The 24278-nt window shown below is 73.1% G+C and carries 20 protein-coding genes; 11 read left to right on the forward strand and 9 right to left on the reverse strand.

What is annotated here, in order from left to right; translation table 11 throughout:
* The first annotated feature begins 20 nt into the window (after nucleotides 1-20).
* The 3 genes from ribB (at nucleotide 21) to nusB (ending at nucleotide 2266) form a co-directional block, all read left to right on the forward strand.
* A complete protein-coding gene (ribB, locus tag NQZ70_RS42670; RefSeq protein ID WP_237244571.1) occupies nucleotides 21-1208 on the forward strand; it encodes a 3,4-dihydroxy-2-butanone-4-phosphate synthase in 1188 nt (395 codons plus the stop codon).
* 109 nt (nucleotides 1209-1317) lie between these two features.
* The gene (ribE, locus tag NQZ70_RS42675) at nucleotides 1318-1827 is read left to right on the forward strand and encodes a 6,7-dimethyl-8-ribityllumazine synthase (protein ID WP_129579335.1); all 510 of its coding nucleotides are present in this window, start codon (nucleotides 1318-1320) and stop codon (nucleotides 1825-1827) included.
* 16 nt (nucleotides 1828-1843) lie between these two features.
* The gene (nusB, locus tag NQZ70_RS42680) at nucleotides 1844-2266 is read left to right on the forward strand and encodes a transcription antitermination factor NusB (protein WP_020740334.1); all 423 of its coding nucleotides are present in this window, start codon (nucleotides 1844-1846) and stop codon (nucleotides 2264-2266) included.
* Between the two features lie 70 nt (nucleotides 2267-2336).
* Here the strand turns inward: nusB and NQZ70_RS42685 are convergent, their stop codons facing one another.
* The 4 genes from NQZ70_RS42685 to NQZ70_RS42700 all read right to left on the reverse strand — a co-directional run bounded on the left by NQZ70_RS42685 (nucleotide 2337) and on the right by NQZ70_RS42700 (nucleotide 8946).
* Nucleotides 2337-4796: an endonuclease MutS2 gene (locus tag NQZ70_RS42685; protein WP_129579336.1), complete on the reverse strand. Its 2460-nt coding sequence runs from the start codon at nucleotides 4794-4796 to the stop codon at nucleotides 2337-2339.
* On the reverse strand, nucleotides 4796-6739 hold the full coding sequence (locus NQZ70_RS42690; protein WP_129579337.1) for a sigma 54-interacting transcriptional regulator: 1944 nt from the start codon (nucleotides 6737-6739) through the stop codon (nucleotides 4796-4798). Before NQZ70_RS42690 ends, NQZ70_RS42685 begins: the two co-directional genes overlap by 1 nt.
* A gap of 50 nt (nucleotides 6740-6789) precedes the next feature.
* Complete coding sequence (locus NQZ70_RS42695; RefSeq protein WP_129579338.1) at nucleotides 6790-7854, reverse strand: hypothetical protein; 1065 nt, start codon at nucleotides 7852-7854, stop codon at nucleotides 6790-6792.
* A 93-nt stretch (nucleotides 7855-7947) separates the two neighbouring features.
* A complete protein-coding gene (locus tag NQZ70_RS42700; RefSeq protein ID WP_129579339.1) occupies nucleotides 7948-8946 on the reverse strand; it encodes an NAD(P)H-dependent glycerol-3-phosphate dehydrogenase in 999 nt (332 codons plus the stop codon).
* Nucleotides 8947-9064: 118 nt separating this feature from the next.
* Between NQZ70_RS42700 and NQZ70_RS42705 the strand changes: the two genes are divergently transcribed.
* The 4 genes from NQZ70_RS42705 to NQZ70_RS42720 all read left to right on the forward strand — a co-directional run bounded on the left by NQZ70_RS42705 (nucleotide 9065) and on the right by NQZ70_RS42720 (nucleotide 13915).
* Nucleotides 9065-10138: a hypothetical protein gene (locus NQZ70_RS42705; RefSeq protein ID WP_165374448.1), complete on the forward strand. Its 1074-nt coding sequence runs from the start codon at nucleotides 9065-9067 to the stop codon at nucleotides 10136-10138.
* Between the two features lie 235 nt (nucleotides 10139-10373).
* Entirely contained in the window at nucleotides 10374-11828 is a 1455-nt protein-coding gene (gene lepB / locus NQZ70_RS42710; RefSeq protein ID WP_129579341.1) for a signal peptidase I, read from the forward strand.
* Between the two features lie 114 nt (nucleotides 11829-11942).
* Entirely contained in the window at nucleotides 11943-12608 is a 666-nt protein-coding gene (locus NQZ70_RS42715) for a hypothetical protein (RefSeq protein ID WP_165374449.1), read from the forward strand.
* A 137-nt stretch (nucleotides 12609-12745) separates the two neighbouring features.
* Entirely contained in the window at nucleotides 12746-13915 is a 1170-nt protein-coding gene (locus NQZ70_RS42720) for a zinc-binding dehydrogenase (protein ID WP_129579342.1), read from the forward strand.
* 5 nt (nucleotides 13916-13920) lie between these two features.
* On the opposite strand, the gene kbl is transcribed toward NQZ70_RS42720, so the two are convergent.
* Nucleotides 13921-15111 carry a glycine C-acetyltransferase gene (gene kbl / locus NQZ70_RS42725; protein ID WP_129579343.1) on the reverse strand — a complete coding sequence of 397 codons (1191 nt, stop codon included), beginning with the start codon at nucleotides 15109-15111 and terminating at the stop codon, nucleotides 13921-13923.
* 276 nt (nucleotides 15112-15387) lie between these two features.
* Here kbl and NQZ70_RS42730 point away from each other — a divergent pair, with 276 nt between their 5' ends.
* Together NQZ70_RS42730 and NQZ70_RS42735 are read left to right on the forward strand one after the other, a co-directional pair.
* Complete coding sequence (locus tag NQZ70_RS42730) at nucleotides 15388-16467, forward strand: hypothetical protein (protein WP_237244573.1); 1080 nt, start codon at nucleotides 15388-15390, stop codon at nucleotides 16465-16467.
* Between the two features lie 32 nt (nucleotides 16468-16499).
* Nucleotides 16500-17912 carry a DUF4331 domain-containing protein gene (locus NQZ70_RS42735; protein ID WP_129579344.1) on the forward strand — a complete coding sequence of 471 codons (1413 nt, stop codon included), beginning with the start codon at nucleotides 16500-16502 and terminating at the stop codon, nucleotides 17910-17912.
* Nucleotides 17913-18040: 128 nt separating this feature from the next.
* On the opposite strand, the gene NQZ70_RS42740 is transcribed toward NQZ70_RS42735, so the two are convergent.
* Nucleotides 18041-18844 (reverse strand): hypothetical protein, encoded by an 804-nt coding sequence (locus NQZ70_RS42740; protein ID WP_272826765.1) that lies wholly within the window; start codon nucleotides 18842-18844, stop codon nucleotides 18041-18043.
* 179 nt (nucleotides 18845-19023) lie between these two features.
* Here NQZ70_RS42740 and NQZ70_RS42745 point away from each other — a divergent pair, with 179 nt between their 5' ends.
* A complete protein-coding gene (locus tag NQZ70_RS42745) occupies nucleotides 19024-20421 on the forward strand; it encodes a hypothetical protein (RefSeq protein ID WP_237244574.1) in 1398 nt (465 codons plus the stop codon).
* A 73-nt stretch (nucleotides 20422-20494) separates the two neighbouring features.
* Here NQZ70_RS42745 and NQZ70_RS42750 read toward each other — a convergent pair whose 3' ends face one another.
* Nucleotides 20495-20956, reverse strand: coding sequence for a hypothetical protein (locus tag NQZ70_RS42750; RefSeq protein WP_129579346.1), 462 nt, complete (start codon nucleotides 20954-20956; stop codon nucleotides 20495-20497).
* A gap of 14 nt (nucleotides 20957-20970) precedes the next feature.
* Here NQZ70_RS42750 and NQZ70_RS42755 point away from each other — a divergent pair, with 14 nt between their 5' ends.
* Nucleotides 20971-22035, forward strand: coding sequence for an endonuclease/exonuclease/phosphatase family protein (locus tag NQZ70_RS42755; protein ID WP_129579347.1), 1065 nt, complete (start codon nucleotides 20971-20973; stop codon nucleotides 22033-22035).
* A 43-nt stretch (nucleotides 22036-22078) separates the two neighbouring features.
* Here NQZ70_RS42755 and NQZ70_RS42760 read toward each other — a convergent pair whose 3' ends face one another.
* Together NQZ70_RS42760 and NQZ70_RS42765 are read right to left on the reverse strand one after the other, a co-directional pair.
* Complete coding sequence (locus tag NQZ70_RS42760; RefSeq protein WP_237244575.1) at nucleotides 22079-22813, reverse strand: hypothetical protein; 735 nt, start codon at nucleotides 22811-22813, stop codon at nucleotides 22079-22081.
* Between the two features lie 211 nt (nucleotides 22814-23024).
* Nucleotides 23025-24050 (reverse strand): polysaccharide deacetylase family protein, encoded by a 1026-nt coding sequence (locus tag NQZ70_RS42765; RefSeq protein WP_129579348.1) that lies wholly within the window; start codon nucleotides 24048-24050, stop codon nucleotides 23025-23027.
* Nucleotides 24051-24278 lie beyond the last annotated feature (228 nt).

Raw genomic sequence — 24278 nt, forward strand, 5'->3', positions numbered from 1 at the left:
GCGGCAAGCTCGGCCACGACATGACCTCCGGGGGTCCGATGCCTCACCGGCTGACCATCGACAAGGCGGTCCTCGACCGCGTGAACACCGCGCTGGACCACATCCGCTCCAGCAAGATGGTGATCCTGGTCGACGACGAGGACCGAGAGAACGAGGGCGACCTCTGCATGGCGGCGGAGGCGGTGACCCCCGAGGCGATCAACTTCATGGCGATGCACGGGCGCGGCCTCATCTGCCTCGCCCTCGACGAGGAGCAGGTCGCGCGCCTCGAGCTGCCGATGATGTCGGCGCCCGGGCGCAACGGGCCGCCGCTCGGCACCGCCTTCACCGTGAGCATCGAGGCGCGCACCGGGGTGACGACCGGGATCAGCGCCGCCGATCGGGCGCACACGATCCGGGTCGCGAGCGCGCGCGACGCGAAACCCGAGGATCTCGTCACGCCGGGGCACGTGTTCCCGCTGAAGGCGCGCCGCGGGGGCGTGCTCGTGCGGACGGGCCAGACCGAGGGGTCCGTGGATCTCGCGCGGCTCGCCGGGCTGCGGCCGGCGGGCGTGATCTGCGAGATCATGAACGACGACGGCAGCATGGCCCGCATGCCGGACCTCGAGGTGTTCGCCGCGAAGCACGGCCTCCTGATCGTGACGGTCGCGGACCTCATCCAGTACCGGCTCCAGACGGAGCGCCTGGTCCGCCGCGTGAGCGACCGGACGCTGCGGCTCGACCTCACGGGCACGGAGTGGACCGCGTACGTCTACGAGGTGATCAACGAGCAGCGGCAGTTCCTCGCCCTCACGAAGGGCGTGGTCGCGACGCAGGAGCCCATCCTCTGCCGCGTGCACTCCGGCTCGACCATCGCGGACCTCTTCAGCTCGACGCCCTTCGACGGCGGCTCGAACCTGCGCGAGGCGCTGCTCGCGATCGAGGGCGCCGGCGTCGGGGTGGTCGTCTACATCCCGTCGCGCGGGGACCTGGGCCGCGAGCTGGAGCAGCTGAAGGGCCCCGGCCCCGACGAGAGCGCCCCCGTCGTGCGGACGCAGCAGCCGTCGACGCTGCGGGAGTTCGGCCTCGGCGCGCAGGTCCTGGCGGACCTCGGGGTGCACCAGATCCGGCTCCTCACGAACAGCCAGCCGAAGATCGTCGGGATCACCGGGTTCGGGCTCACCGTGACCGAGCGGGTGCCGCTCGTGTCGATGAAGGGCGAAGCCTGACGCGCGAGGTGCGCTGGCGCGCCGGGTCGCGCGGAGAGCAAGGGCGCTCGGACGAGGATCGCGAGCGCGAAGGCCGCGCACCCAGCGCGGCGAGAGAGAGGAACGGCGGATGGCAGATCAAGCGGTCGGGCAGGCACAGGCGAGGGTGATCGAAGGCAACCTGGTGGTCCCGCCGGGGGCGCGCTTCGCGGTGGTGGCGAGCCGCTTCAACCACTTCATCGTCGACCGCCTGGTCGAGGGCGCGCTCGACGCCATCGCGCGACACGGCGGCGCGCTCGAGCGGACCTCCATCGTGCGCGTCCCGGGCGCGTGGGAGATGCCCACCATCGTGGGGCGGCTCGCGCACAAGAAGAGCGTCGACGCGATCATCACCCTGGGCGCCGTCATCCGGGGCTCGACGCCGCATTTCGACTACGTGGCGGCCGAGGTCACGAAGGGGATCGCGACGGTGTCGCTCCAGACCGGGGTGCCGGTCACGTTCGGAGTCCTCACGACCGACTCGATCGAGCAGGCGATCGAGCGCGCCGGCACGAAGCATGGCAATAAGGGGTGGGAGGCCGCGGTCAGCGCGATCGAGATGCTCTCGCTCGGCGCGTCGCTGGACGCCGCCGGCCTGTAGACGAAGGTTCTGAGCGATGGGTGCGCGTTCGACAGGCCGCGAGGCGGCCTTGCAGATGCTGTTCGCGTTGGAGGCCGGCGGGAACCCGGCGTCCCGCGTGGTCGCGACCTTCTGGCGCGAGACGCCGGGGGATCCAGAGGGGCGCGCCTACGCGGACGAGGTGGTGCACGGCGTCGCCAAGGACCTCGCGGCCGTGGACGAGGCGATCCGCAAGGCGAGCACGAATTGGCGCCTCGAGCGGATGGCGCGGGTCGACCGCAACGTGCTCCGGCTCGGCGCGTGGGAGCTCATGAAGCACCCGGAGGTGCCCCGCGCGGTCATCCTCGACGAGGCGGTCGAGCTCGCGAAGCGCTACGGCAGCGAGGAGAGCGGCGCCTTCGTGAACGGCGTGCTCGACCGGGTTGCCGAGAACCTCGGCCGCATCGACCGGGATCGCTGAGCGCCGCGGCCAGCTGGGCGCCGCGGCCAGCTGAGCGCCGCGGCCCGCTGAGCGCCGCGGCGACGGCCGCTCACCACTTCAGCCACGCGACCGTCACGCCGTCGCCGCCCTCGCTGGGGCCGCCCGGGCGGATGCGCGCCACGTAGGGGCTCCCGCGCAGCGCCTCGCGGACGGCGTCGCGCAGGGCGCCCGTGCCGTGCCCGTGGACGAAGAACGTGACCCGGCGGCCCGCGCCGAGCGAGCGGTCGAGGAACTGCTCGGCCATCGCGACCGCCTCGTGCGCGCGCAGGCCGCGGAGATCCACGGTGTTGTCCGCCGTCTGGATCGGCACGTCGGGGTCCGCCGCCGCGTCCAGGTCGACGCGGCGCTGCGGCGGCGCCGGGGCCGCCGGCGGCGCGCCGGCGCCGCGCAGCTCGGCGATCGAGGTCGTGAGCTTGAGCGCGCCGGCGGCGACCCGCAGCTGGCCGCCCGAGAGGACCTCGACCACCTCGGCCTCGGCCCGCAGGCGGGGCACGTAGACGCGCGCGCCGACGCGGATGGCCGCCGGATCGACCGCCGGCCGCGCCGGCGGCTCGTCCTTCGGGCGGAGCTCGAGCTCGCCGCCGATCGACGTCTTCTGCCCCACCGCATCCATGGCGCGCGCGGCCGCCCGCAGGTCCTCCTCGGTGGGCTTGCCGCGCAGCCGCGACTGCGCCGCCTTGAGGTCCTCGCGCGCGCGCCGCAGGCTGGCGAGCAGCGCCTCCCCCTCCCGCGTGAGCACGCCGCGCTCCTTGTCCCGGAGCCGCTCGATCTCGCTCTCCAGCTCGCGCCGCTTCGCCCGCGAGGCGGCCGCCTCGCGCTCGGCGTCCTCGCGCGCGAGCTCGAGCGCGCGGCGCTCGGCGGCGAGCTTCTCGACCATCTGCTCGAAGGTGACCGCCTCCTTCGTGAGGAAGCGCTCGGCCCGCTCGAGCACGGTGCCCGGGATGCCGAACCGACGCGCGACGGCGAGCGCGCTCGAGGCGCCGGGCACGCCGACGACGAGCCGGAAGGTCGGGCTCATGGTGGCGAGATCGAAGCCGACCGAGGCGTTCTCGAAGCGCTGATCGCCGAGCGCGAGCGCCTTGAGGCCCTCGTAGTGCGTGGTGCAGACGACGGTGCCGCCGCGCGCGCAGAGCGAGTCGAGCACGGCCGCGGCGAGCGCCTCGCCCTCGCGCGGATCGGTGCCGCCGGCGAGCTCGTCGAGCAGGACGAGCGCGCCGGGGCGCGTCTCGCCGAGGATGCGCCCGAGGTTCTTCACGTGGGCGCTGAAGGTCGACAGGTTCTTGTGGAGGTTCTGGTCGTCGCCGACGTCGGTCAGCACGACGTCGAAGAGCGCGACCCGCGAGCCCTCCCGCGCCGCGACCGGCAGGCCCGCGCGGATCATCAGGGCCGCGAGGCCGAGCGTCTTCAGGGCCACCGTCTTGCCGCCGGCGTTCGGCCCGGAGACGATCATCGCGCGGCCCGCGCTCATCGAGAGATCGCTCGGGACCACCTTCACGCCGTCGAGCGCGAGGAGCGGATGGCGGCCGCCGACGAGCTCGATGGAGGTCGGGCGCGCCGCGGCCTCGGAGGCGCCGCGATCCACGGCGAAGGCGCCCTCGGGGACCTCCGGGAAGGTGAGGTCGAGGTCCTTCGCGAGCCGCGCGGCGGCGGCGCGCACGTCGGCGTGGGCCAGCGCGCGGGCGGCGGCCGCGACGCTCTCGATGTCCTCGGCCACGCGGGCGGTGAGCGCCGCGTAGATCGCCTGCTCCTCGCGCGCGACCTCGGCGTCGACCATCTTCATCCGGTTGCCGGTCTCGACGAGCACCCGGGGCTCGACGAACACGGTGGCGCCGCTCGCGCTGGTCGCGTGGACGATGCCGGGGAAGCGCTCGTGCGCGTCGGACCGCACCGGGAGCACGTAGCGCCCGTCGCGCTCGGTCCAGTAGCGGTCCTGGAGGATGTCCTCGTGCTTGTTGATCAGGTCCTCGAGGCGGCGGACGAGCCGATCGCGCACCGCGCGCCGCTCCGCGCGCAGCGCCTCCAGGCGGGGCGAGGCGCGATCCGAGAGCGTGCCGTCCGGATCGAAGGCCGACGCGAGCTCGCGCGCCACGGCGTCGAGCTCCGGGTTCGTCGCGCACGCCGCGTAGAGCGCGGGCGCGATCTGGCGCCGGCCCTGCAGGTACTGCCGCGCGGTCCGGGCGGCCTCGAGCAGGCCGAGCACGGCGCGGAGCTCCTCGTTGGCGAGCGACGCGCCGATGCGCGCCCGGTCGAGCGCGTCCTCGAGCTCCGCGACGTCGCGCGCCGGCACCGGCTCCCCGGTCCGGGCGAGCTCGACCGCCTCGCGCACCTCCGCGAGCACCGTCATCGCCTCGGCGCGCGTCGACGCGAACGGCAGGGCCCGCGCGAGCCGCTTGCCGGCGCGCGACGCGCAGCGCTCCGCGAGCGCCTCGAGGATGCGGTCCCACTCCAGATCGGCGCGGGTCTTGGTCGGACAGGGATCTGCGAAGGGCCCTTCGGGGTTGTATTCCATCACGCTTCGGTCGGATCGCGGGCCACGCCGCCGGCCCCGCTCGGCATCGGGTTCTGCTCCTTCTCGAGGTAGCGGAAGATGGTGCGCGGGTCGACGCCGAGGTCGCGGGCGGTCTGCGTGCGGTTGCCGTTGTTGCGCTCGAGCGCCTCCAGCACGTACCGCCGCTGGAACTCCTCCTTGGCCTTCTCGAGCGGCATGATCGCCGTCTCGGCGCCGGGGCCGAGATCGAGATCCTCCACCGCGAGGAGCGCCTGATCGCAGAGGACCAGCGCCTTCTTGATGCGGTTCTCGAGCTGCCGGATGTTGCCCGGCCAGGAGTACTTCTTGATCGCGGCGAGGGCGGCCGGGCTGAAGCCGCGCACGGGGCTGCCGAGCTCGTCCGCGTACTTCGAGAGCAGGACCTTGGCGATGATCAGCACGTCGTCGCCCCGCTCGCGCAGCGGCGGGAGCCACAGGTTCACGACGTTGAGCCGGTAGTAGAGATCCTCCCGGAAGTTGCCGGCGCGGATCTCGTCCTCGAGGTTGCGGTTCGTGGCGGCGACGATGCGGATGTCGACCTTCTCGGGCTTCGAGTCGCCGACGCGGAAGACCACCCGCTCCTGGAGGGCGCGGAGGAGCTTCACCTGGAGGTTCAGCGGGAGCTCGCCGATCTCGTCGAGGAACAGCGTGCCCTTGTCGGCGACCTGGAACTTGCCCGGGCGGCTGGCGATGGCGCCGGTGAAGGCGCCCTTCACGTGGCCGAAGAGCTCGCTCTCGATGAGGTTCTCGGGGATCGCGCCGCAGTTGATGGTGACGAAGGGGCCGCCCTCGCGCGGGCTGCGCCGGTGCAGCTCCCTCGCGATGAGCTCCTTCCCGGTCCCCGTCTCCCCCGTGATGAGCACGCTGATGTCGGTCGCCGCGACCTTCTGCAGCTTGCGGAACACCTCGAGCATCGACGGGCAGGCGCCGATGATCTCGCCGAACTTCTTGTCGTGCAGCTCGGCGACGAGCTTGGCCTTGTCGGCCCGGAGGGCGTTCAGGAGCATCGCGTTCTGGAGGATGAGCGAGGCCTGGGACGCGAAGATGCTGAGCAGGTCGAGCTGGGCGCGATCGAAGAGGTGCTTGATCTTGTCGTTGCCGACGTAGAGCGCGCCGATGATCTGGCCCTGCGACAGGAGCGGCGCGCACATCACGCTGGAGAGCTTCATCGCGATGACGCTGTCGCTCCGGCCGAACTGCGTGTCGGCGAGCGCGTCGGAGACGATCACGGGGCGGCCCGAGGAGATGACCTGCCGCACGATGCTGTCCGAGATCCCCCCGGCGGCGTCGGTGATGGCCTCCTTGCGGATGTTGCGCGACGCGCGCACCGCGAGCTTGCGGTCGCCGGCCGTGGCCGCGGCCGGGGCGCCGCCGCGGACCGCCGTGTCGGCCGCCGCCTCCGCGCCCTCGAGGAGCAGCAGGAAGCCCTTGTCGGCGTGGGTCAGCTCGATGACGTCGTCGAGCATCGCCTCGAGGAGCTCGTCGACGCTGCGCCGGTTGATGAGCTTCTCGCTGAACGCGAACAGCTTGCGGACGCCCGCGAGCTCCGACGAGCCCTGCGCCGGCGCGGGCCGCTCCGCCTCGCCGTCGCACGCGGGGAGCCGCTCCTGGACCGTCGGCGCCTCGGCGAACATCGAGAACCCGATCTCGATCGAGCCGAGCTGGAGCCGGTCGCCGTGCACCAGCCGCGCGCGCCGCTTCTTCTTGCCGTTGATCGCGATCTCGCCGTCGCGCTCGCACTCCTCGAGCACGAAGTCGCGCCCGTCGAACACGATCTGCGCGTGATGCTCCAGCACCCCGGCCCCCGCGACCGCGACGTCGTTTCCGAGCGCCTTGCCGATCGTCGTGACCGGCTTGTGGACGCTGTACAGGCGTGGCGCGCCCTCGGAGGCGAAATACTTCAGGGTCGGCATCGCCAGCAGCATAGCAGGCGCGCCGCGGCCCCATGCAGCCGTGTTGGCCTGCGCACCGCGGCTTACCAGAGCTCTCCGATGACGACGGCGCCCATGCCGCCCTGGTAAGGCACCATGCCGCCGCCGAGCACGCGCGCGAACGGGGGATCGCCGCGCTCCTCCGGCTCGTCCAGGGCGACCTCGCCGCGCGGCTCCGGCTTCCCGAGGAACAAGGCGCCCGCCACGATGCCGAGGGTGCCCGCCGCGCCCTGGGCGATGAGGCCGCGGCGCGGGTCGTGATCGCTGCCGATGTACGCGAAGTAGATGGGCAGCGACACCACCGTGCCGATGCCGAGGCCGCCCCACATCCACGCGAGCTGATTCCACGAGGGCGTCCAGGCGATCGACAGGCCGACGGCGCCCGCGGTCGCGACGTTGAACCCGATCAGCCCCCCGAGCGAGATGCTGTCGTTCGCCTCGCTCCAGCCGCCGTTGCTGGCGGCGGCCCCGAACGCGCTGCCGACGAGGGAGCCCCACACCGCGCCCGAGGCGATGAGCATGTTGGTCTGCGGCTTGGGCCGGAGCAGATGGTAAAAGCCCCAGCCCAGCGCGCCGCCGACGGTGGAGCCGATCACCTCGGAGGTGGCGAGCCCGAGGAAGCCCCACTCCTCGCCCTTGCGCGCGCTGACGTACTGGTAGGAGGCGACGCCGAGCCCCTCGCCCGCGCCGATCACCATGCCGGTGGCGATCGCGGACGGCATGCCGCGCGGCATCGGCGGCGAGTCGAGGAAGTAGACCCCGACGGGCGCCGCGACGCCGAGGAGCGCGGGCGCGATGAACTGCACCCCGGGATCGTCGATGCCGACGAGCGCGTCGAACCAGATGCCGGTCCCCACGCCGTAGGCCACGGACGTGGCGTAGAGATAGCCTACCTCGAGCGGCGTCGACTTGGGCTGGCTCTTCGGCGGCGTATAGGCGTAGCCGCCGTACGGCGCGCCGTATTGACCTCCATACGGCGCGCCGTACTGGCCCCCGTACGCGCCGCCCTGCTGACCGTAGGGCGACGCGCCGTACTGGGCAGAGGCCGTCCAGCTGACGCTCGACATGAGGATCGCGGAGAGGAGACTCACGAGAGGTCGCGTGTGCATCGCGCCGCCACTTTACACGCTCGCGCACGGCGAGGCGCGCGCGCGGCGCGAGAAAGCGCCTTCCCCCGAGCCGCCCCCGCGCCTCGCTCTTTCTCACTCCTTCGTCAGCGCGCGGGTCATGAGGTCGACGACGGCCTGCGGCGGCGGCTTTCCCTCGTAGAGCATGCGGTACACCTCGACCGTGATCGGCGCGCTCACGCCCAGCTTGTCCGCGAGGTCGTACGCGCTCTTCGCCGTCTTCACCCCCTCGGCGACGTGCCCGAGGCCCTCGAGGATCTCCTCGAGCTTCCGTCCCCTGCCCATCTCGATCCCGACGGTGCGGTTGCGCGACAGCTCGCCCGTGCACGTGAGCACCAGGTCGCCCATCCCGGAGAGCCCCGCCAGCGTGAGCGGGTTCGCCCCCTTCGCCGCCGCCATGCGGCCGATCTCCGCGAGGCCGCGCGTGATGAGCCCGGCGCGCGCGTTGTGGCCGAGGCCGAGGCCGTCGCAGATGCCGGCCGCGATGGCGACGACGTTCTTGAGGGCGCCGCCCACCTCGACGCCCACGACGTCATCGGACGAGTAGACCCGGAACCGATCCGTCGCGAGCATGCGCTGCACCGCGTGCGTCTCCCGCGGGCTCCTGCCCGCGACCACCACGGTGGTGGGCTGGCCGGCCGCCACCTCCCGCGCGAAGCTCGGGCCCGACAGGTACGACAGCCGCGGCTCGGCCTCGCGCCCGAGCTCGTCGACGAGCACCTCGCTCATCAGCATCAGCGAGTCGTTCTCGATGCCCTTCGTCGCGCTGCAGACGAGCGCGCCCTCCGGGATGTGGCGCCTGGCCTCGCGGACCACCTCCCGCAGCGCGTGCGACGGCACGACCACGACGACGAGCTCCGCGTCGCGGAGCGCGCCGTCGAGATCGCCCGTCGCGCGCAGGCTCCCGGGCAGCTCCACGCCGGGCAGGTAGCGGGTGTTCTGGCGCTCGCGCTCGATGCGCTCGGCCAGCTCCCCCTGGTGCGCCCAGAGCGCGGTGGGGTTGCCCTTGTCCGCCAGCAACTTCGCCAGCGCCGTCCCCCAGGCCCCGGCCCCGATCACTGCGACGTTCGCCATGGAGCGACCCTACCACCACCGGCGCGCCGGGCCGAAAGCGGCGTGCCCCGCGCGCCCGGCTGGGCGGACGCACGCGGCGCGCCGCTCGATCCGCCGGCATTTCGACTATGCTGCGCCCATGCTCTTCCGCACCGCCGCGCTGCGCGCGCTCGGCCTCGCGCTCTGCCTCTCCGTGCTCGGGACGGTGGGCGGCGCGTGCGGCCAGGGCGCGCTCGGCGTCATGCCGGGCGTCGTCAACGATCCGGGAAACCTGTCGCTCCGCAGGGCGATCCTGTCCTTCGCGACGAGCCAGCTCTGCAGCGAGATGCGGAAGCGGAGCGTGCCGCTGCGCCTCCGCGACGAGGATCCGGTGACCGGCCGGTTCTACCCGGGCACCTGCGTCGCCCAGGAGCTCGCGAACGGCAACCTCTTCCTCCAGTTCGGCGGCAGCGGCGTGGTCTGGACGAACCTGACCAAGCGCATGAGCTTCGATGCGAGCGCGGCCGTCGAGTACGATCACGACTTCCTGATGGATGGCGACACGATGTACGTGTACTTCCGTCAGCGGTCGACCACGGCGGCGAGCTTCACGACCAAGCTCATCGAGCAGCCCGCCGCGATCTCGCTCGGCGGCGTGTCGTTGGCCCAGGGCAGCGCGTACGCCAACGCGCTCGGCGCCCAGCTCGTGAAGACCGAGATCGCCCGGGGGTTCACGGTCATCCGTGACGACGACGGCGCGGTGCAGTTCGGCCTCGGCATCATCGAGAAGGGGCAGCGGCCCCAGGCCCCCTACGCGCGGCGCGACAACGGCCGGCTGCTCCTGGCGAACGAGCGCACCGAGGTGCACCAGGGCCAGCGCGATTACATCGGCCCGCTGGAGATCACGGACAGCGGCGAGGCCATGACGCTCACGGTCGCCGTCGACGGCGCGCCGGGCGTGGACGTGATCCTCGTGCCCCGGACCGCCGGTGAGCAGTGGCTCCAGGCGTACCTGACGCAGGCCGCGCCGCCGCCGCTCTCCGCGGCGCCCCTGCTCGACGAGCCGGTGTACTCCGGCGCCCCCTGGCGGCGGACGGTGCCGCTGCCCCAGGGGCAGTACTACCTGGTCATCGACAACACGAACACCGCTGGGCGGACGCAGCCGACGACGTACGCCCGCGACGACCGGGCCGCCCTGGTGAGCTACGCCGTCGAGACTGGGGACGCGCCGTGACGGCGGCGGCGACGCGGACGGGAGGGCCGACGGCGCGGACGCCAGCGCCGGCGGCTCGGACGGTAACGCGGCCGGCGACGACGGACCGCTCGCCGCCCGCCGCGCCTGCGCACTTGCCGCGGCGAGGGTCGGCGTATACATAAGCTCTCTCTTGCCGCCGCGCCCCGATGAACAACCCCAGAGCGTCCCGTCGGTCGCGGCCAATCGGCCCGCAAGCTCGGAGTTTCGATCCCCGATGAGGGGTAGCTCGAGCTCGGAGCCCCGCGTCAGCGCGGCCAAGGCGACCGGAGGCGCTGATGCGCGGGGGGCCGGCGGCTCCCCTCCGCCGGGCGGCCGGGACGGCCGGGTGCTGCGCTTCCTGTTCCACCTCGTGTGGATCTGCCTCGTGCCGTTCGCGCTCGCGGTCGTGAACGTCTGGCTGCTCACCCCGTCGTCCGAGAGCGGGAGCACCCAGCCGCTCCGCGTCTTCGTCGCCGAGCAGCAGATCCCGGCGGGTATCGTGCTCTTCACGATCTTCGCGATGATCCTCTGGCGGTTCCGCTACGAGCTGCCGTTCGCGTCGGCGATCGGCGTCGGCGGCCGCCGGGACATCCCGCCGAAGGTGCGCGCCCGCTTCGAGGACGCCGCGGCGCTCCTCGAGGAGGCGCACCGGATCCTGCGCAGCCGGAAGCGCGAGGTCGAGCGCGAGCTGACGAGCGGCGAGCGCGAGCAGGTGATGCAGGCGATCGCCGCCCTCGAGCGCGCGATGAGCGCCGAGACGTTCGACGCCGACGAGTTCGACGCCGCCCTCAGCCGCGCCGATCGCACGGTCGGCGAGCACCTCGGCCGCTGGCGCAAGGGCGAGATGCGCGAGTACGCCGAGTCGATCGGCATCGCCGTCGCCGTGGCGCTCATCCTGCGCGCCTTCGTCGTCGAGGCGTTCAAGATCCCGAGCGGCTCGATGATCCCGACCCTCATGGTCGGCGACCACATCTTCGTCAACAAGTTCACCTACGGCCCGCTCATCCCCTGGACCGACCAGCGCCTCTTCCCTCGCCTGCCGCCGTCGCGGGGCGACGTGATGGTGTTCAAGTTCCCGGAGAACAAGGAGCAGGACTTCATCAAGCGGACGATCGCCATCCCGGGCGACACGCTGGAGGCCATCAACGGCCGCCCCATCCTCAACGGCTGGCTCGTCCCCCACTGTCACGTCGGCCCCTACCGCTACGAGGGCCGGCAGGCGGAGCTGTTCGTCGAGTTCCTCGGGGAGAAGTCGTACTTCACGCTCTACGACACGAACCCCGACGAGACGATGTGCGTCGCGAACGACGACTGCACGCCGGGCTCCACGTGCCGGGGCGGCATCTGCGGCATGCTCCAGGGCCCCTTCAAGGTGGCCGCCGACGAGGCGTGGGTGATGGGCGACAACCGCAACAACAGCCACGACTCGCGCAGCTGGCGCGGCGGGCTCGGCGCGGGCGTGCCCTTCGAGAACATCAAGGGGCGCGCGATGTTCGTGTGGATGAGCTTCGGGCCGGGCGGCGGCATCGCGCAGGATCGCCTCTTCGTGAACGTGATGGGCCGCCCGAAGCTCCCCGGCGCGCACGAGGCGACGCTGCAGGACGGCCTCGACAAGTGCCTGCGCGAGCGGCCGCCCGTCTCCGAGACGACCCCGCCGCCCGCGCCCGCGCGCGGGCAATCCAAGCGCTGAGGCCGCCAAAACGGGCGAGCGTGGGGAGCTGCGCTCCCTGCGGCGGTCGTGTACGTTGCCCCGGCCCTCGGGCCGACGCAGCGCGTCCCCCGGCCCGAGGCGACGGAGGAGACGATGGCACGTGCGGTCGAGATGTGGAACCTGGTGCTCGCGGGCAGCTTGCTCGCTGGAGCCGGGTGCAGCAGGGAGGAGGCCTCGACGACGAGTGCAGCGACCTCGGCGGCCTCGGCGCCCCCGGTGGCGCCCGCGGCGACGGACCTCGTCGGGTACGTGGCCACGTACCCGACCATGGAGCCCCAGCCCGGGCGCCGGCGCCTGGCGCAGCAGTTCGCCGTGTACCAGTCGGCGGACGCCACGTCGAAGGAGCTCGCGCGGCTCGACAGCGGCGCGGTCGTCGACCTCAAGGCGAGCTACCAGGACTGGATGCTCGTGGCCTTCCAGAGCGGGGGCCAGCCCACGCTGGGGTGGATCGAGCTCAAGGTGACCGACAGCCGCGCGACGGCCGTGACCGACGCCGAGCCCCGCCCGGCGGCGGCGTCCGCGTCCGCTGCGCCCAAGACGGCCGACGCGGGCGCACCGACCGCCGGGGGCACGGGCACCGACGCGGGGACGACCGGCTCCGGCACCACCCCCGACGCGGGGGCGACCGGCTCCAGCACCACCCCCGACGCGGGGACGACCGGCGGCGCCGACGCGGGGGCGACCGGCTCCGGCACCACCCCCGACGCGGGCGCGGCGGACGGCGGCGCGCGGCGCAAGATCATCCTGAAGAAGCCGTAGGATTGTGCCGACGGGGTGAGCAGCCCGAGCGCAATTTTCTGATGGGCGCTCGCTCGTTCGCGCGCCACGCTACACAGGCCCGAGGCGCCCGAGCGCCAGCTGCGTGCGCCTCGAACCTCCAGACAGGAGCCTGGTGCATGAGCGACACGATGTGGGCGCTGACGTACAACCGCGAGAAGCAGCCGTGGGAGTCCACCGTCGGGCTGTCGAAGGACGAGGTCGAGCGCCCGGCGATCAACGAGGCGAAGGACTACCACGATCGCGCGAGCGTCCTGGTGAAGCCGATCATGACGGGCTTCTGCGGCTCGGATCGCGGCATCTGGTTCCGCGGCGCCTTCAAGGACATGATCTTCAAGTCGCTCGATCGCGACCGGAAGGCGACGCGCACGATCGGCCACGAGCTGCTCGGCCGGGTCGTCGACCTCGGGAGCGACGCGCGGCGGACCTTCGGGCTGGAGGTCGGCGACATCGTGTCGACCGAGAGCCACATCGCCTGCGGCGCCTGCTACCAGTGCCGCGTCGGCGACACCCACGTGTGCGCCGACGACAAGATCATCGGGATCAGCGAGGATGGCTGCTTCGCCGAGCTCGTCAAGCTGCCGGCGAAGAACCTGTGGCGCACGGACATCGCGAGGATCCGGCCGGAGGTCGCCGCGGTGCAGGAGCCGTTCGGCAACGCCGTGCACGCGTGCACCAAGGTGAACCTCCGCGGCAAGCGCGTGGCCATCTTCGGCTGCGGCACCATCGGCCTGTTCGCGGTCGCGATCGCGCGCGCGATGGGGGCCATCTACATCATCGGCGTCGAGCCGCTCGAGCGGAACGCCGAGATGGCCCGCCGCCTGGGCGCCGACGTGGTCCTGCGCCCGCACCGGGCGAGCCCCGAGCGGCCACACGCGAGCGATCCCGAGCTGACGGAGCGGGTGCGCAAGCTGACGGACGGGGTCGGCGTCGACGTCGTGCTCGAGATGAGCGGCGTGAACAGCAGCGTGAACAACGCGATCCACGCGGCGAGGCGCGGGGGCGACGTGATCCTCTTCGGCCTGAAGAGCGGCGACGCGGTGATCGAGAACTTCGATCGCCTCATCGTCGACGGCATCAGCCTCCACAGCGTGATCGGCCGCCGCATGTTCGAGACGTGGCACATCACGCGCCACCTGCTCGAGTCGCGCGATCCGAACATCCACGACCTCATCTGGGAGGTCATCCTGAACCGGGGCCAGGAGACGGTGTTCGATTTCAACGACTACGACCCGGCGGCCTTCCAGGAGGCGATCTCGAACCACCCCAAGGTGATCCTCCGGTACTGAGCCGGTCAGCCGACGACGCCGAGCTGCCGGCCGACCTCGCGGAAGGCCTCGATCGCCCGATCGATGTGCGCGGGCTCGTGCGCGGCGGAGAGCTGCACCCGGATGCGGGCCTCGCCCTTCGGCACGACGGGGTAGGAGAAGCCGATGACGTAGATGCCCTCGGCGAGGAGCGCCTTCGCCATCTCGTTCGCGAGCCGCGCCTCGCCCAGCATGATGGGCACGATCGGGTGGATGCCCGGCTTGACGGTGAACCCGGCCTGCGTGATCCCCTGCCGGAAGCGGCGCGCGTTCTCCATCACCTGCTGGCGCAGCGAGGGCTCGGCGTCGATGAGGTCGAACACGGCGATCGACGCGCCGGCGATCGCGGGCGCGAGCGTGTTGGAGAACAGGTACGGCCGCGAGCGCTGCCGGAGCAGGTCGACGATCTCCTGCCGGCCGGTGGTGAAGCCGCCGCTCGCCCCGCCGAGCGCCTTGCCCAGGGTGGAGGTGATCACGTCGACCCGGTGCATGACCCCGCAGAGCTCCGCGGTCCCGCGCCCCGTCGGCCCGATGAACCCGGTCGCGTGCGAGTCGTCGACCATCACCATCGCGCGGTACTTGTCGGCGAGATCGCAGATGGTATCGAGCTTGGCCAGGTATCCATCCATCGAGAACACGCCGTCGGTGGCGATGAGCCGGAGCCGCTTGCCCTTCGTCTTGCGGAGGATGTCCTCGAGGGCGGCCATGTCCCCGTTCGGGTAGCGGTGCCGCTCGGCCTTGCAGAGGCGGATGCCGTCGATGATCGAGGCGTGGTTCAGCGCGTCCGAGATGACGGCGTCCTCCTCGCCGAGGAGCGTCTCGAACAGGCCGCCGTTCGCGTCGAAGCAGGACGAGTAGAGGATCGCGTCCTCGGTGCCGAAGAAGCGGGCAATCCTTGACTCCAGCCGGCGGTGCAGGTCCTGCGTGCCGCAGATGAAGCGGACGCTGGAGAGGCCGAAGCCGTGCGAGTCGAGCGCCTGCTTCGCCGCGCCGATCACGGCCGGGTGCGACGACAGGCCAAGGTAGTTGTTCGCGCAGAAATTGAGGACCGAGGCGCCCCCCTCGGTCCGGATCGCCGGCCCCTGCGGCGTCGCGAGGATCCGCTCTTCCTTGTAGAGACCCGCCGCACGGATGTCCTCCAACGCCCGTGCGTACAATGACCGAGCGACATCGAACATGGATGTCTTTATAAAACGGGGCTCTCAGCGGGTCGACGGGGGAACGCCGTACGGTCCTGCCGCGCGGCGCTGCTCGCCGGCCTGAGCGCCGGCGGGCGGACCCGGACACGAGAGGCAGGGTGCGCGCGCCTTTGTCGCGCGCGGCGCGGCAGAGGCCTACTCGATCCCGGAGCGCCGTGGCAGAACGGCCGCGTTCGGCGCCGCGCGATCGCCGCGCGGCGCGCGCGTGCGTGCGCCGACGCGCCGGGCGCACGAGCGCCGCCGGGAGGAGCAGGCATGACGGAAGCCAGGGGGGACTTCCGGCGGAGCGCCGGCGTGCTGTGCGCCGTCGCGTCGCTGTCGGCCGCCGCGGGCAACCCGGGTTGCAGCCGCGCAGAGGACGCGCCGGGACGGACCATCGCGGGCTCCGCCGCGGGCACGGTGGGCGCGACCACGACGAGCGGTGCGGGCGGCGGGGGGGGCGCAGGCGGCGATGCTCCCTACGCGATCTCGACGCTCGCCCCGGCGATCGCGTTCGACGCGACGCCGGACGCGGGCGCGGCGTACGTGTACTTCACCGGGATCGACGCGGACGGCAGGGCCGGCGTCTTCAGGACCAGCGCGCGCGGCGGCGCGGGCTCCACCGAGATCGCGGTCGGACCGCCCTTCGTCGCGCCGCTCGGGATCGCGGCGAGCGCGGACGGCGGCCGGCTCTTCGTGGCCGATCCGGGCGCGGGCAGCGCGGCGCTCGACGACGCGGGCGCGCTCGACGCGGGCGCGCTCTTCGCGATCGACGTGCCCGGCGGCGCCGTCGCGCCGGTCCGCGGCGGCGAGGGGATGCGCGCGCGCGGCCTCGAGATCGTCCGGGGCGCGGACGGCGAGGAGCGGATCGTGTTCTCGGGGCGCGATCGCGAGGGCGGCCAGCCCGGCGTGTTCGCCCTGCCGGCGCGCGGCGGCGAGGCCTCCGCGATCGCCACGGGGAGCCCGCTGGTCGATCCGAGCGGGGTCGCCGTCGCCGACGGGGGCGCCGTGTTCGTGTGCGACACCCTCGCGAGCCCCGACCGGACGGCGACGATCTTCCGGATCGAGGACGGCTTCGCGAGCGCGTTCGCGACCGGGCTCCACGTCGGCTATCCGTGCGGGCTCGCGCTGACGCGCGACGACGCGGCGCTGCTCGTGCTCGCGCGCGACGTGGCCCGAGGCGCCGACGAGGTCGTGCGGATCGAGGTGGCGTCCGGGGCGCGCTCGGCGACGCCCACCGGCGCCCCGGGCCACGACGAGCCCGGCGGGCTGCACCGGGCGAAGGGCGCCGACGTCTTCGCGTTCGTCGATCACAAGGCCCAGGAGCAGGGCTCGGTGTTCCTGCTCGGGCCGTGAGCCGCAGAGGAGCGATGGGAGGACCCGCACGCATGATCCACCGACCGTCGCGCGTCGCCGCCGCCATCGCGGCGTGCGCCGCGCTCAGCGCACCCGGCCTCGCCGCCGCGTCGAGCCACCGCGAGGCGCCGGCGATCGCCGGGGATCCGGCCGCCGACAACACCGATCTCTACGCGTGGGTCGAGGGCGCGAACCTCGTGATCCTCGCGAGCTACATCCCGCTCGAGGAGCCCGCCGGCGGGCCGAATTTCCACGGCTTCTCGGACGACGTGCTCTACGAGGTGCACATCGCCCGCGGGCCGTCGAGCCTCGAGGACGCGCTGACCTACCAGTTCCGGTTCTCGACCACGCCGTACCGGGCGGCCGATCCGGCGGGGCTCACGCCGGCGCCGAGCGGCGGCAACGAGTTCTTCGCGCAGCTCGCCGGCGCGGAGCAGACGTACACCATCACGAAGATCGAGGGCGGAGCGTCGAAGGTCATCCTGGCCGACGCGCCGGTCGCGCCGCCGAACATCGGGAGGCGGACGAACCAGCTCGCCTACCAGATCACCGGCGGCGGCTACCCTGCCTTCGCGACGTCCTCGAAGTTCCTCAAGCAGATGGCCGGCGGCGAGGGGCGCGCCTGGGCCGGGCCGCGCGACGACGGCTTCTACGCCGACCTCGGCCGCGCGTTCGACCTGGCGGGGCTGTGCCCGCTCCTCGCGGCGCCGAACCCGTCGTGCGCCGGGCGCGACAACCTCGCCGGCTTCAACGTCTACGCGCTCGCGCTCGAGATCCCGCTCGCGGTGGTCAACGGTGGGTCGGCGCCGACGCCGGGGCCGAGCGACCGGCAGACGCTCGGCGTCTGGGCCTCCGCGAGCCGGCGCAAGGTGCGGATCCTGCGCGCGAACGGCAAGGAGGACGGCCTGGGGCCGTGGGTGCAGGTGTCGCGGGTCGGCCTGCCGCTCGTCAACACCTGGATCATCGGCCTGCAGGACAAGGACAAGTACAACCGCGCGCACCCGCGCGACGACCTCGCCAACTTCGGGGCGTACTTCCTGAACCCGATCCTGGTGCGCGACGCCGAGTTCGCCGGCCTTTACCGGGCCGGCCAGCCGCTCGCGGGGTTCGATCCCGAGGCGCTGAAGCAGAACCGGACCGACCTCATCGATCTGTTCAACCTGAAGCCTGCGCGCCTCGGGGGGCACAACCTGGAGACGGTCGGCGACGTGCTCCGGATCGATCTGGGCATGCCGTCGGCCTTTCCGAACGGCCGCGCGCTGGTGCCCGGCGCGGATCATGAGCAGACCGACGTCACCGACGCCGTGCTCACGCTGCTCCTGACCGGCGCGCCCGGGGCGACGGCCGGCGACGGGGTCGCGGCGAACGACGCGCGGTTCCTGCCGGCGTTCCCGTACCTCGCGACCGCCTGGGAAGGCGCGACCCAGGGGCATTTCCGGCCCTGAGCCGGCCGTCGCGGCGCCGCGCGCCCGTCACGACGCCGCGCGGTCACGGCGCCGCGTGTGTCACGGCGCCGCGCGCGTCACGGCGCCGCGCGCGTCACGGCGCCGCGCGCGTCACGGCGCCGCGCGCGTCACGGCGCCGCGCACGCGCGCCCGGCGCAGCGGCCGCGGCACTCGGGGTGCGCCTCGGCGTAGCGCGTCTGGCGGGTGACCGCGGCCAGCGCGTCGACGGAGAGGCCGCACGGGCCCGCGGCGCGCGGGGCGCGGCAGATGCCCGCGTCGGTGGGTCCGACGCCGTCGCAACGCAGCCCGTCCGCGCACTCGAGCGACGACCGGCACCGCGCCCCCTCGCCGAGCGCGCCCCGGACGATCCCCTCGCACGCCGATGGAACCGGGGCGGCGACCGGAGCGACCCAGTCGCACCCCTCGAGCGATCGCGCCATCGCCTCGACGCAGCGGCCGACCGCATCGGTCGACAAAGTCACGGCCTTCGCGCGGAGCGCGAAGCTCAGCGCGCGCGCGCACTCCGCGCCGGCATGGAAGCCCGGACCGCCGCCGCAGCACGCCGCCTTGCGCCGCGCGGGGAGCGCGTGCAGCGCCTCGCACAGCCGCGCCGCGAGCGGATCCGGCGCGCCCTCGGCCTTCGGGTAGACGGGGGCGATCTCGTCGCCGACCGGGGTGTCGGCGGGCGGCGTCGGTGAGGAGCCGCTCGGCGAGGAACCGCTCGGTGAGGAGCCCGTGTCCGGCGAGGACGCTGCGGTCGCGCCCGCGTCCGGCGGGGGCGCCCGGGTCTCGCCTGTGTCCGGCGGGGACGCCGCGCCCGCGTCCGCGTCCGGCGAGCTGCGCTGCGCGCGCGCGCAGGCGGCGCCGAGTTGCAGGATCAGCGCCGCGGCGCAGAGCCGCCGCAGGCGGTCGCGATCCGTCGAGACAGGCAATGCGATCTCCTCCGCGCTGCGCGCTGCTGGCCGATCGAGCGATGCGCTGGAGCGGCGAGCTTGCCGGCGCCGATCGGCGAGGCAAGCTCTTTCGCGATCGGATCGAGGTCGCGACGCCTCGGTGAGAAGCGCGGCTCGCCCCGGGCGGAGCTCCTGCGCGAAAGGAGGTCGGCGCTCCGATGCTGAGACGAACGGCTCGCCTCTTCGCCTGCGTTGTCCTGAGCGGGAGCCTCGGCTGCTCCGGGCGCTCGCGCGCCGACGCCGTCCCGGCCGCGCCGGCGTCGTCGGCAGCGCCAGCGTTGCCGGCCGCGCCAGAGTTGATCGCGCGCCCTGACGAGGCGCCGGCGCCCTCGAGCCTCGACGCGGCGCGCAGGCTCGCGCTCGCGGCGCCGGCGGGCGCGAGCGCCGCGGATCGCGAGATCGAGGCGCTGTCGCGGCGGCTCGCGAAGGCGCCGGGCGGCGCGGATCTCTGGAGCGCGCTCGGCTTCGCGTGGATCGAGAAGGCGCGCGCCTCGGGCGATCCGTCGCTCTACCGCCGCGCTCACGCGTGCGCGGAGATCGCGATCGCGCAGGCGGAGGGCGATCGCGCGTCGCTCGACCTGCTCGGCCTCGCGCTGCTCCACGACCGCAGGTTCGTCGAGGCGCGCGACGCCGCCGAGCGGGTCCTCTCGCGGGACGGGGGCGATACGCTCGCGCTCGGGACGCTCAGCGACGCGGAGCTCGGGCTCGGTCGCTTCGAGGCGGCGGTCGCGGCGGCGCAGCGGATGGTCGATCTGCGGCCGGGCCTGCCGTCCTACGCGCGGGCCGCGCACCTCCGCTGGCTCCAGGGCGACGCGGCGACCGCGAAGCGGATCATGCGCCTCGCGATCGACGCGGGCGATCCGCGCGAGCCCGAGGCGCTCGCGTGGGCGCTGACGCAGGCGGCCGCGATGTTCTGGCACGAGGGCGACCACGAGGCCGCGGACCGGGGCTTCGAGCGGGCGCTGGCCGCGCAGGGCGAGTATCCGCCGGCGCTCGCCGGCAGAGCGCGCGTCGCGCTGGCCCGCGGCGCGTGGGGCCGCGCCGTCGAGCTGCTCGAGCGGGCCCACCGGCAGAGCCCGGAGGCGGAGATCGCGTGGCTGCTCGGCGACGCGAGGGCGGCCGCCGGCGACCGCGCCGGCGCGGCGCGGGCCTACGACAGCGCGGTCGCCGCCGGGCGCCTCTCCGATCGCCGGACGCTCGCGCTGTACTACGCGACCAAGGGCCTGGAGCGCGACGAGGCCGTGCGGCTCGCCGCCGCGGAGCGCGCCGCCCGCGGAGACATCTACACCGAGGACACCCTCGCCTGGGCGCTGTACCGCGCCGGCAGGCTGTCCGAAGCGCGCGCCGCGAGCGACAGGGCGCTGGCCCTCGGCACCAGGGACGCGCGCCTGCTCTATCATGCGGGGGCGATCCGGATCGCGCTGGGAGACCTGGAGCACGGCGAGCGGCTCGTGCGCGCTGCGCTCGATCTGAACCCGAGGTTCGATTTGACGGGAGCCGCGGAGGCCGAGCAGCTCCTTGCGCGGCGGACTTTCCGCGGCGGCCGAGCCCGCTGACGGCGCGCCCAGCGCGCGCCAGACGGCGCGCTGGGCGCGCATCAGGCCGAGTCCGATCTCGCCGCCAGCGACCTCAGGTGTCGTATTTCACCGTCGATGGGATCACCAGCGGTGGAGGAGCGATCGCGGGCTGCGACGGCGCCCGAGCGTGCTCATCGGCGGATCCAGAGCCCGGCTGGCTCTTGGGTGGTTGGCCGTGGAGCTCGCGGAGCCGGGCGGGAGCGGGCTCGACCGCTGTCGGGGCCTCCTCCGCGGCCTCGCCCTCCGCGGTCGCAACCGGGGGTATGCTCACGGCGGGCGGAGGTGGGACGAACATCCTCGGCACCCGGATGGAACGGGCGATCGACGCGACCTCCGGGAAGCTCGTGGCCATCCGCTCGACAAACGCCGCACGGGCCGCATCATCGGGGGCGCTCGCAGACGCTTTCGCGACCCGCAGCGCCGACCAGAGCTCATAGTACCAGGCGGAGAGGGAGGCATGCGCTTCCAGCAGGTCACGAATGGTATCCTCGGAAACGATGATGTTCTTGCCCATGGGCGAGAGGATACATGACCGAGCGGCGCCTCCCACCTGGTTCGAACGGCACAATCCCCGAGGACTCGGCGCCTGACGGCCGCTCCGCGGGCGAGGCGCGCGGCGCGCGCCGCGGCGTCGCGGCGGCGGCCGACGGCGCCACGCCGCTCAGGATCATCACGTATAACGTCCGCTACTTCGGGCACGGCACGCGGGGCATCGCCTCGACCAGCGCCGCGATCACGCGGATCGCGACGACGCTGGCGCGGCTCTCCCCGCTGCCCGATCTCGTGTGCCTCCAGGAAGTGGAGACGCAGTCGCTGCGCTCCTCGACGATGAACCCGCGCTGGCACCCGGAGGAGACGCAGCTCGATCGCCTGATGACCGAGCTGCACGCGGCGCTGGTGCACGCAGAGCGGCCCGAGCGCTACGTCGCCTACTACTTCCCCGCGCACGCCTACAGGCTCACCTCGCGGACGAACATCTACACGACCGGGCTCGCGGTGATCGCGCGCGACACGTTCCGCATCGGACACCACAACGCAGAGCGCCCGCACGACATCACCCACCGGCGGAGGGTCAAGCGCCTGAAGCAGACGCGCATCTGCGCGCATGTGTCGTTCGAGCACGAGAGCGGCCAGACGTTCGATGTGTTCAACACCCACCTCAGCCTGCCGAGCGTGTTCTCGAGGGAGTTCTGGACCGGCGAGGCGCGGATGGGGTTCGGGCCGAACCAGCTCGAGGAGGCGCGCGTGCTCGCCGACTTCGTCCGCCGCGAGCGGCGGAGCGACAACTTCGTCGTCGTCGGCGACTTCAACTCGCTGCCGGGCTCGTCGGTCGATCGCTTCCTGCGCGAGGAGATCGGCTTCGTGGACGCGTTCGCCAAGGTCCGCTGCCTCTCCGAGACCGAGGCGCGCGCCTTCCCGACGGCCGGCTTCATGAACCTGCGCATGCACCTCGATCACGTGTACTCGTCCGAGCGCCTCGAGTGGCTCGACTTCGCGGGCACGCACCCGTTCGGGCACAAGGGCGCCTTCGCCGGCCTCTCCGATCACGTACCGCTGATCGCGCGCTGCCGCCTGCCGGGCACCTCCGGCTGACCGCCGCGCCGCGCAGCGCTGCCGCCGTGGCGCGTCCGGGCGCTCACCCCGGCAGCCAGAGCAGGTCGTCCATGATGGGCTCGAGGCACGCGGAGATCTGCGGGCCGAGATCGCCGCCGCACGCGAGCTTGCCGAAGCAGGCGCGGACCTCCTGCCGGCCGCGGCTGTTCATCGCGCCGATCGCCCGCTCGAGCTGCGGGCCGAGCCCCTCCTCGAGGCTCTGCCGGCAGGTGTCGTAGTCGAGGTCTCCGCACCCGGCGATTCGACCGCAGAGGACGGCCATGAACGGCGCGAGATCCGACCGCGGAAGCGTGGTGGCCGTCATCGCCTCGGAGCCGCAGCGGCTCACCTCCTCCGCGTAGGCGGCGGTGAAGGGATCGCCCTCGAACCGCCTCAGCGCTGCCAGCGAGCACTCCGAGGTGGCGCGGAGCATCCTCGGCGAGGCCATCGTGGTCATCCGGGTGCATTGCTCGAACTTGGGCCAGCCCTTCGATTGCTCGGTGGCCCGCTCGTAGAGCTCCTCGAGGTACACGCACCACGCGCGCTGCGCCTCGCGCTGCTCGCGCTGCTCGCCTTGCGCGCGTTGCTCGACGGTCCCCCTCCGCTGCTCCCCCCGCCCGTCGCGCGCCTCGGGCGCGGGCCGCGCTGGCGACTTGGCGGGAGCCGCCTGCGGCGGTGAGCCGCCGCATCCCGAGGCCAGGGCTGCAGAGATCAGCGAGGCCGCGCCGAGCATGGACAAGACGGCGCGGGAGCTGCGACCACGGATTGTGCGTTTCACGAGAGCCTCCCTTCGTCGGACAGGCTGCGAAGCAGCTTTCCTGGCCATCGAGGCCATGCGCGTGCAGAACCGGCCCAGCGACGGTGCACGTGCACAGCGCAGGCCACGGCCGCGCCGGCGGAGGCGGCCGCGAGCGAGCCGGGGCGCTCGGGGGGGCGAGCGCGGCGGACCGGAGAGCGCGGCGGCGGAGCGGCGCAGGGGCTTTGCCCGATCAGCGGCCGGGCCGCTGGCCGATGAGCAGCTTGAGCTTGAAGAGGGCGCCGATCTGCCCGCGGTCCATGGCGATGCGCGGGAAGTTCAGGGGATCGAAGGACGAGAGCGTGCAAAGGCCGGAGTTGTTGGTGAAGCCGATCTCGAACCCGGCCTCCCTCACGGCGCGATGGAACGCGCCGCACAGGCTGTAGCCGACGGGGTACGCGACCGCGTGCACGGCCTCGTTCAAGGCGTCGGAGAGGACGCGGCGGGAGCGCGCGAGATCGCGCGTGGCCTCCTCGGGCGACAGCGTCTGGAGGACCCGGTGGCTGTGCGAGTGCGACTGCACGTCCATGCCCGCCCGCCGCAGCGCCGCGATCTGGTGCCAGTCCATGATCGTCCTGGCCGCGATCGCGCGCTCCTCGCAGAGGTCGATCGATACGCCCGTGGCGCGCTCGACCTCGTCCCAGAGGCGGCCGATGTCGACGCCGGACGTGCGCTTGATGGTCTGGCAGACGAGCGTCGCCGCGGCGACCGGATCGCGCTGCGGCTCGAGCACGAGCGTCGCTGGGTAGGCGAGCTCGACGCGCGCTCGCCGGCACCGGTGCATGAGGAGCGCGACGCGGTCCCACCAGAAGAGGCGCCCCTTGCCGGGATACTCGGTGGCGACGAAGAACGTGGCCGTGACGCCGGCGCGCTGGAGGAGGGGCAAGGCGACGTCGTGGTTGTCGCGGTAGCCGTCGTCGAACGCGACCATGACGGGGTTCGGCGGGAGCTTCCGGCCCTTGGCGAAGCGCCGCACGTCCCGGAGCGACACCACCGTGCAGTGCGCCTTGATGACCGCGAGCTGCTCCTCGAACTCGCGCGCGCTCACCTCGGCGACGCCGGGATCGAGCTCGTCGACGTCGGAGAGCTCGGCGATGCGGTGGTAGGTGAACACGGAGAGCACGGGCAGCCGGAGCTTCGCGCGCAGCCACAGGAAGCGATCCAGGAGCCCGAGGGTGTCGAGCGCGCCGGCGGCCAGCGCGCGACGGCCGTGTGGCATCCCCCTGCGAACCCACGTCAGTGGATGTGCGACGACGTACACGAATGTATTCCAGCACACAAACAGCGTCCGTGCTTGCTCTCCGGAGCTGTTCCGAGGGAGCGCACCTGCGCGCCGGACGGTGGGCCGCCGAGCGGGAGAGTCCGGTTCGGCGGCGGACGATCCCGCTAGACTGGCGGCGATGTTCTCGACGGACGCGCCTCAACCTCGGTCGGCCGAGAATGCGCC

The organism is Sorangium sp. So ce836, from assembly GCF_028553905.1.
Classification (GTDB): domain Bacteria; phylum Myxococcota_A; class Polyangia; order Polyangiales; family Polyangiaceae; genus Sorangium; species Sorangium cellulosum_D.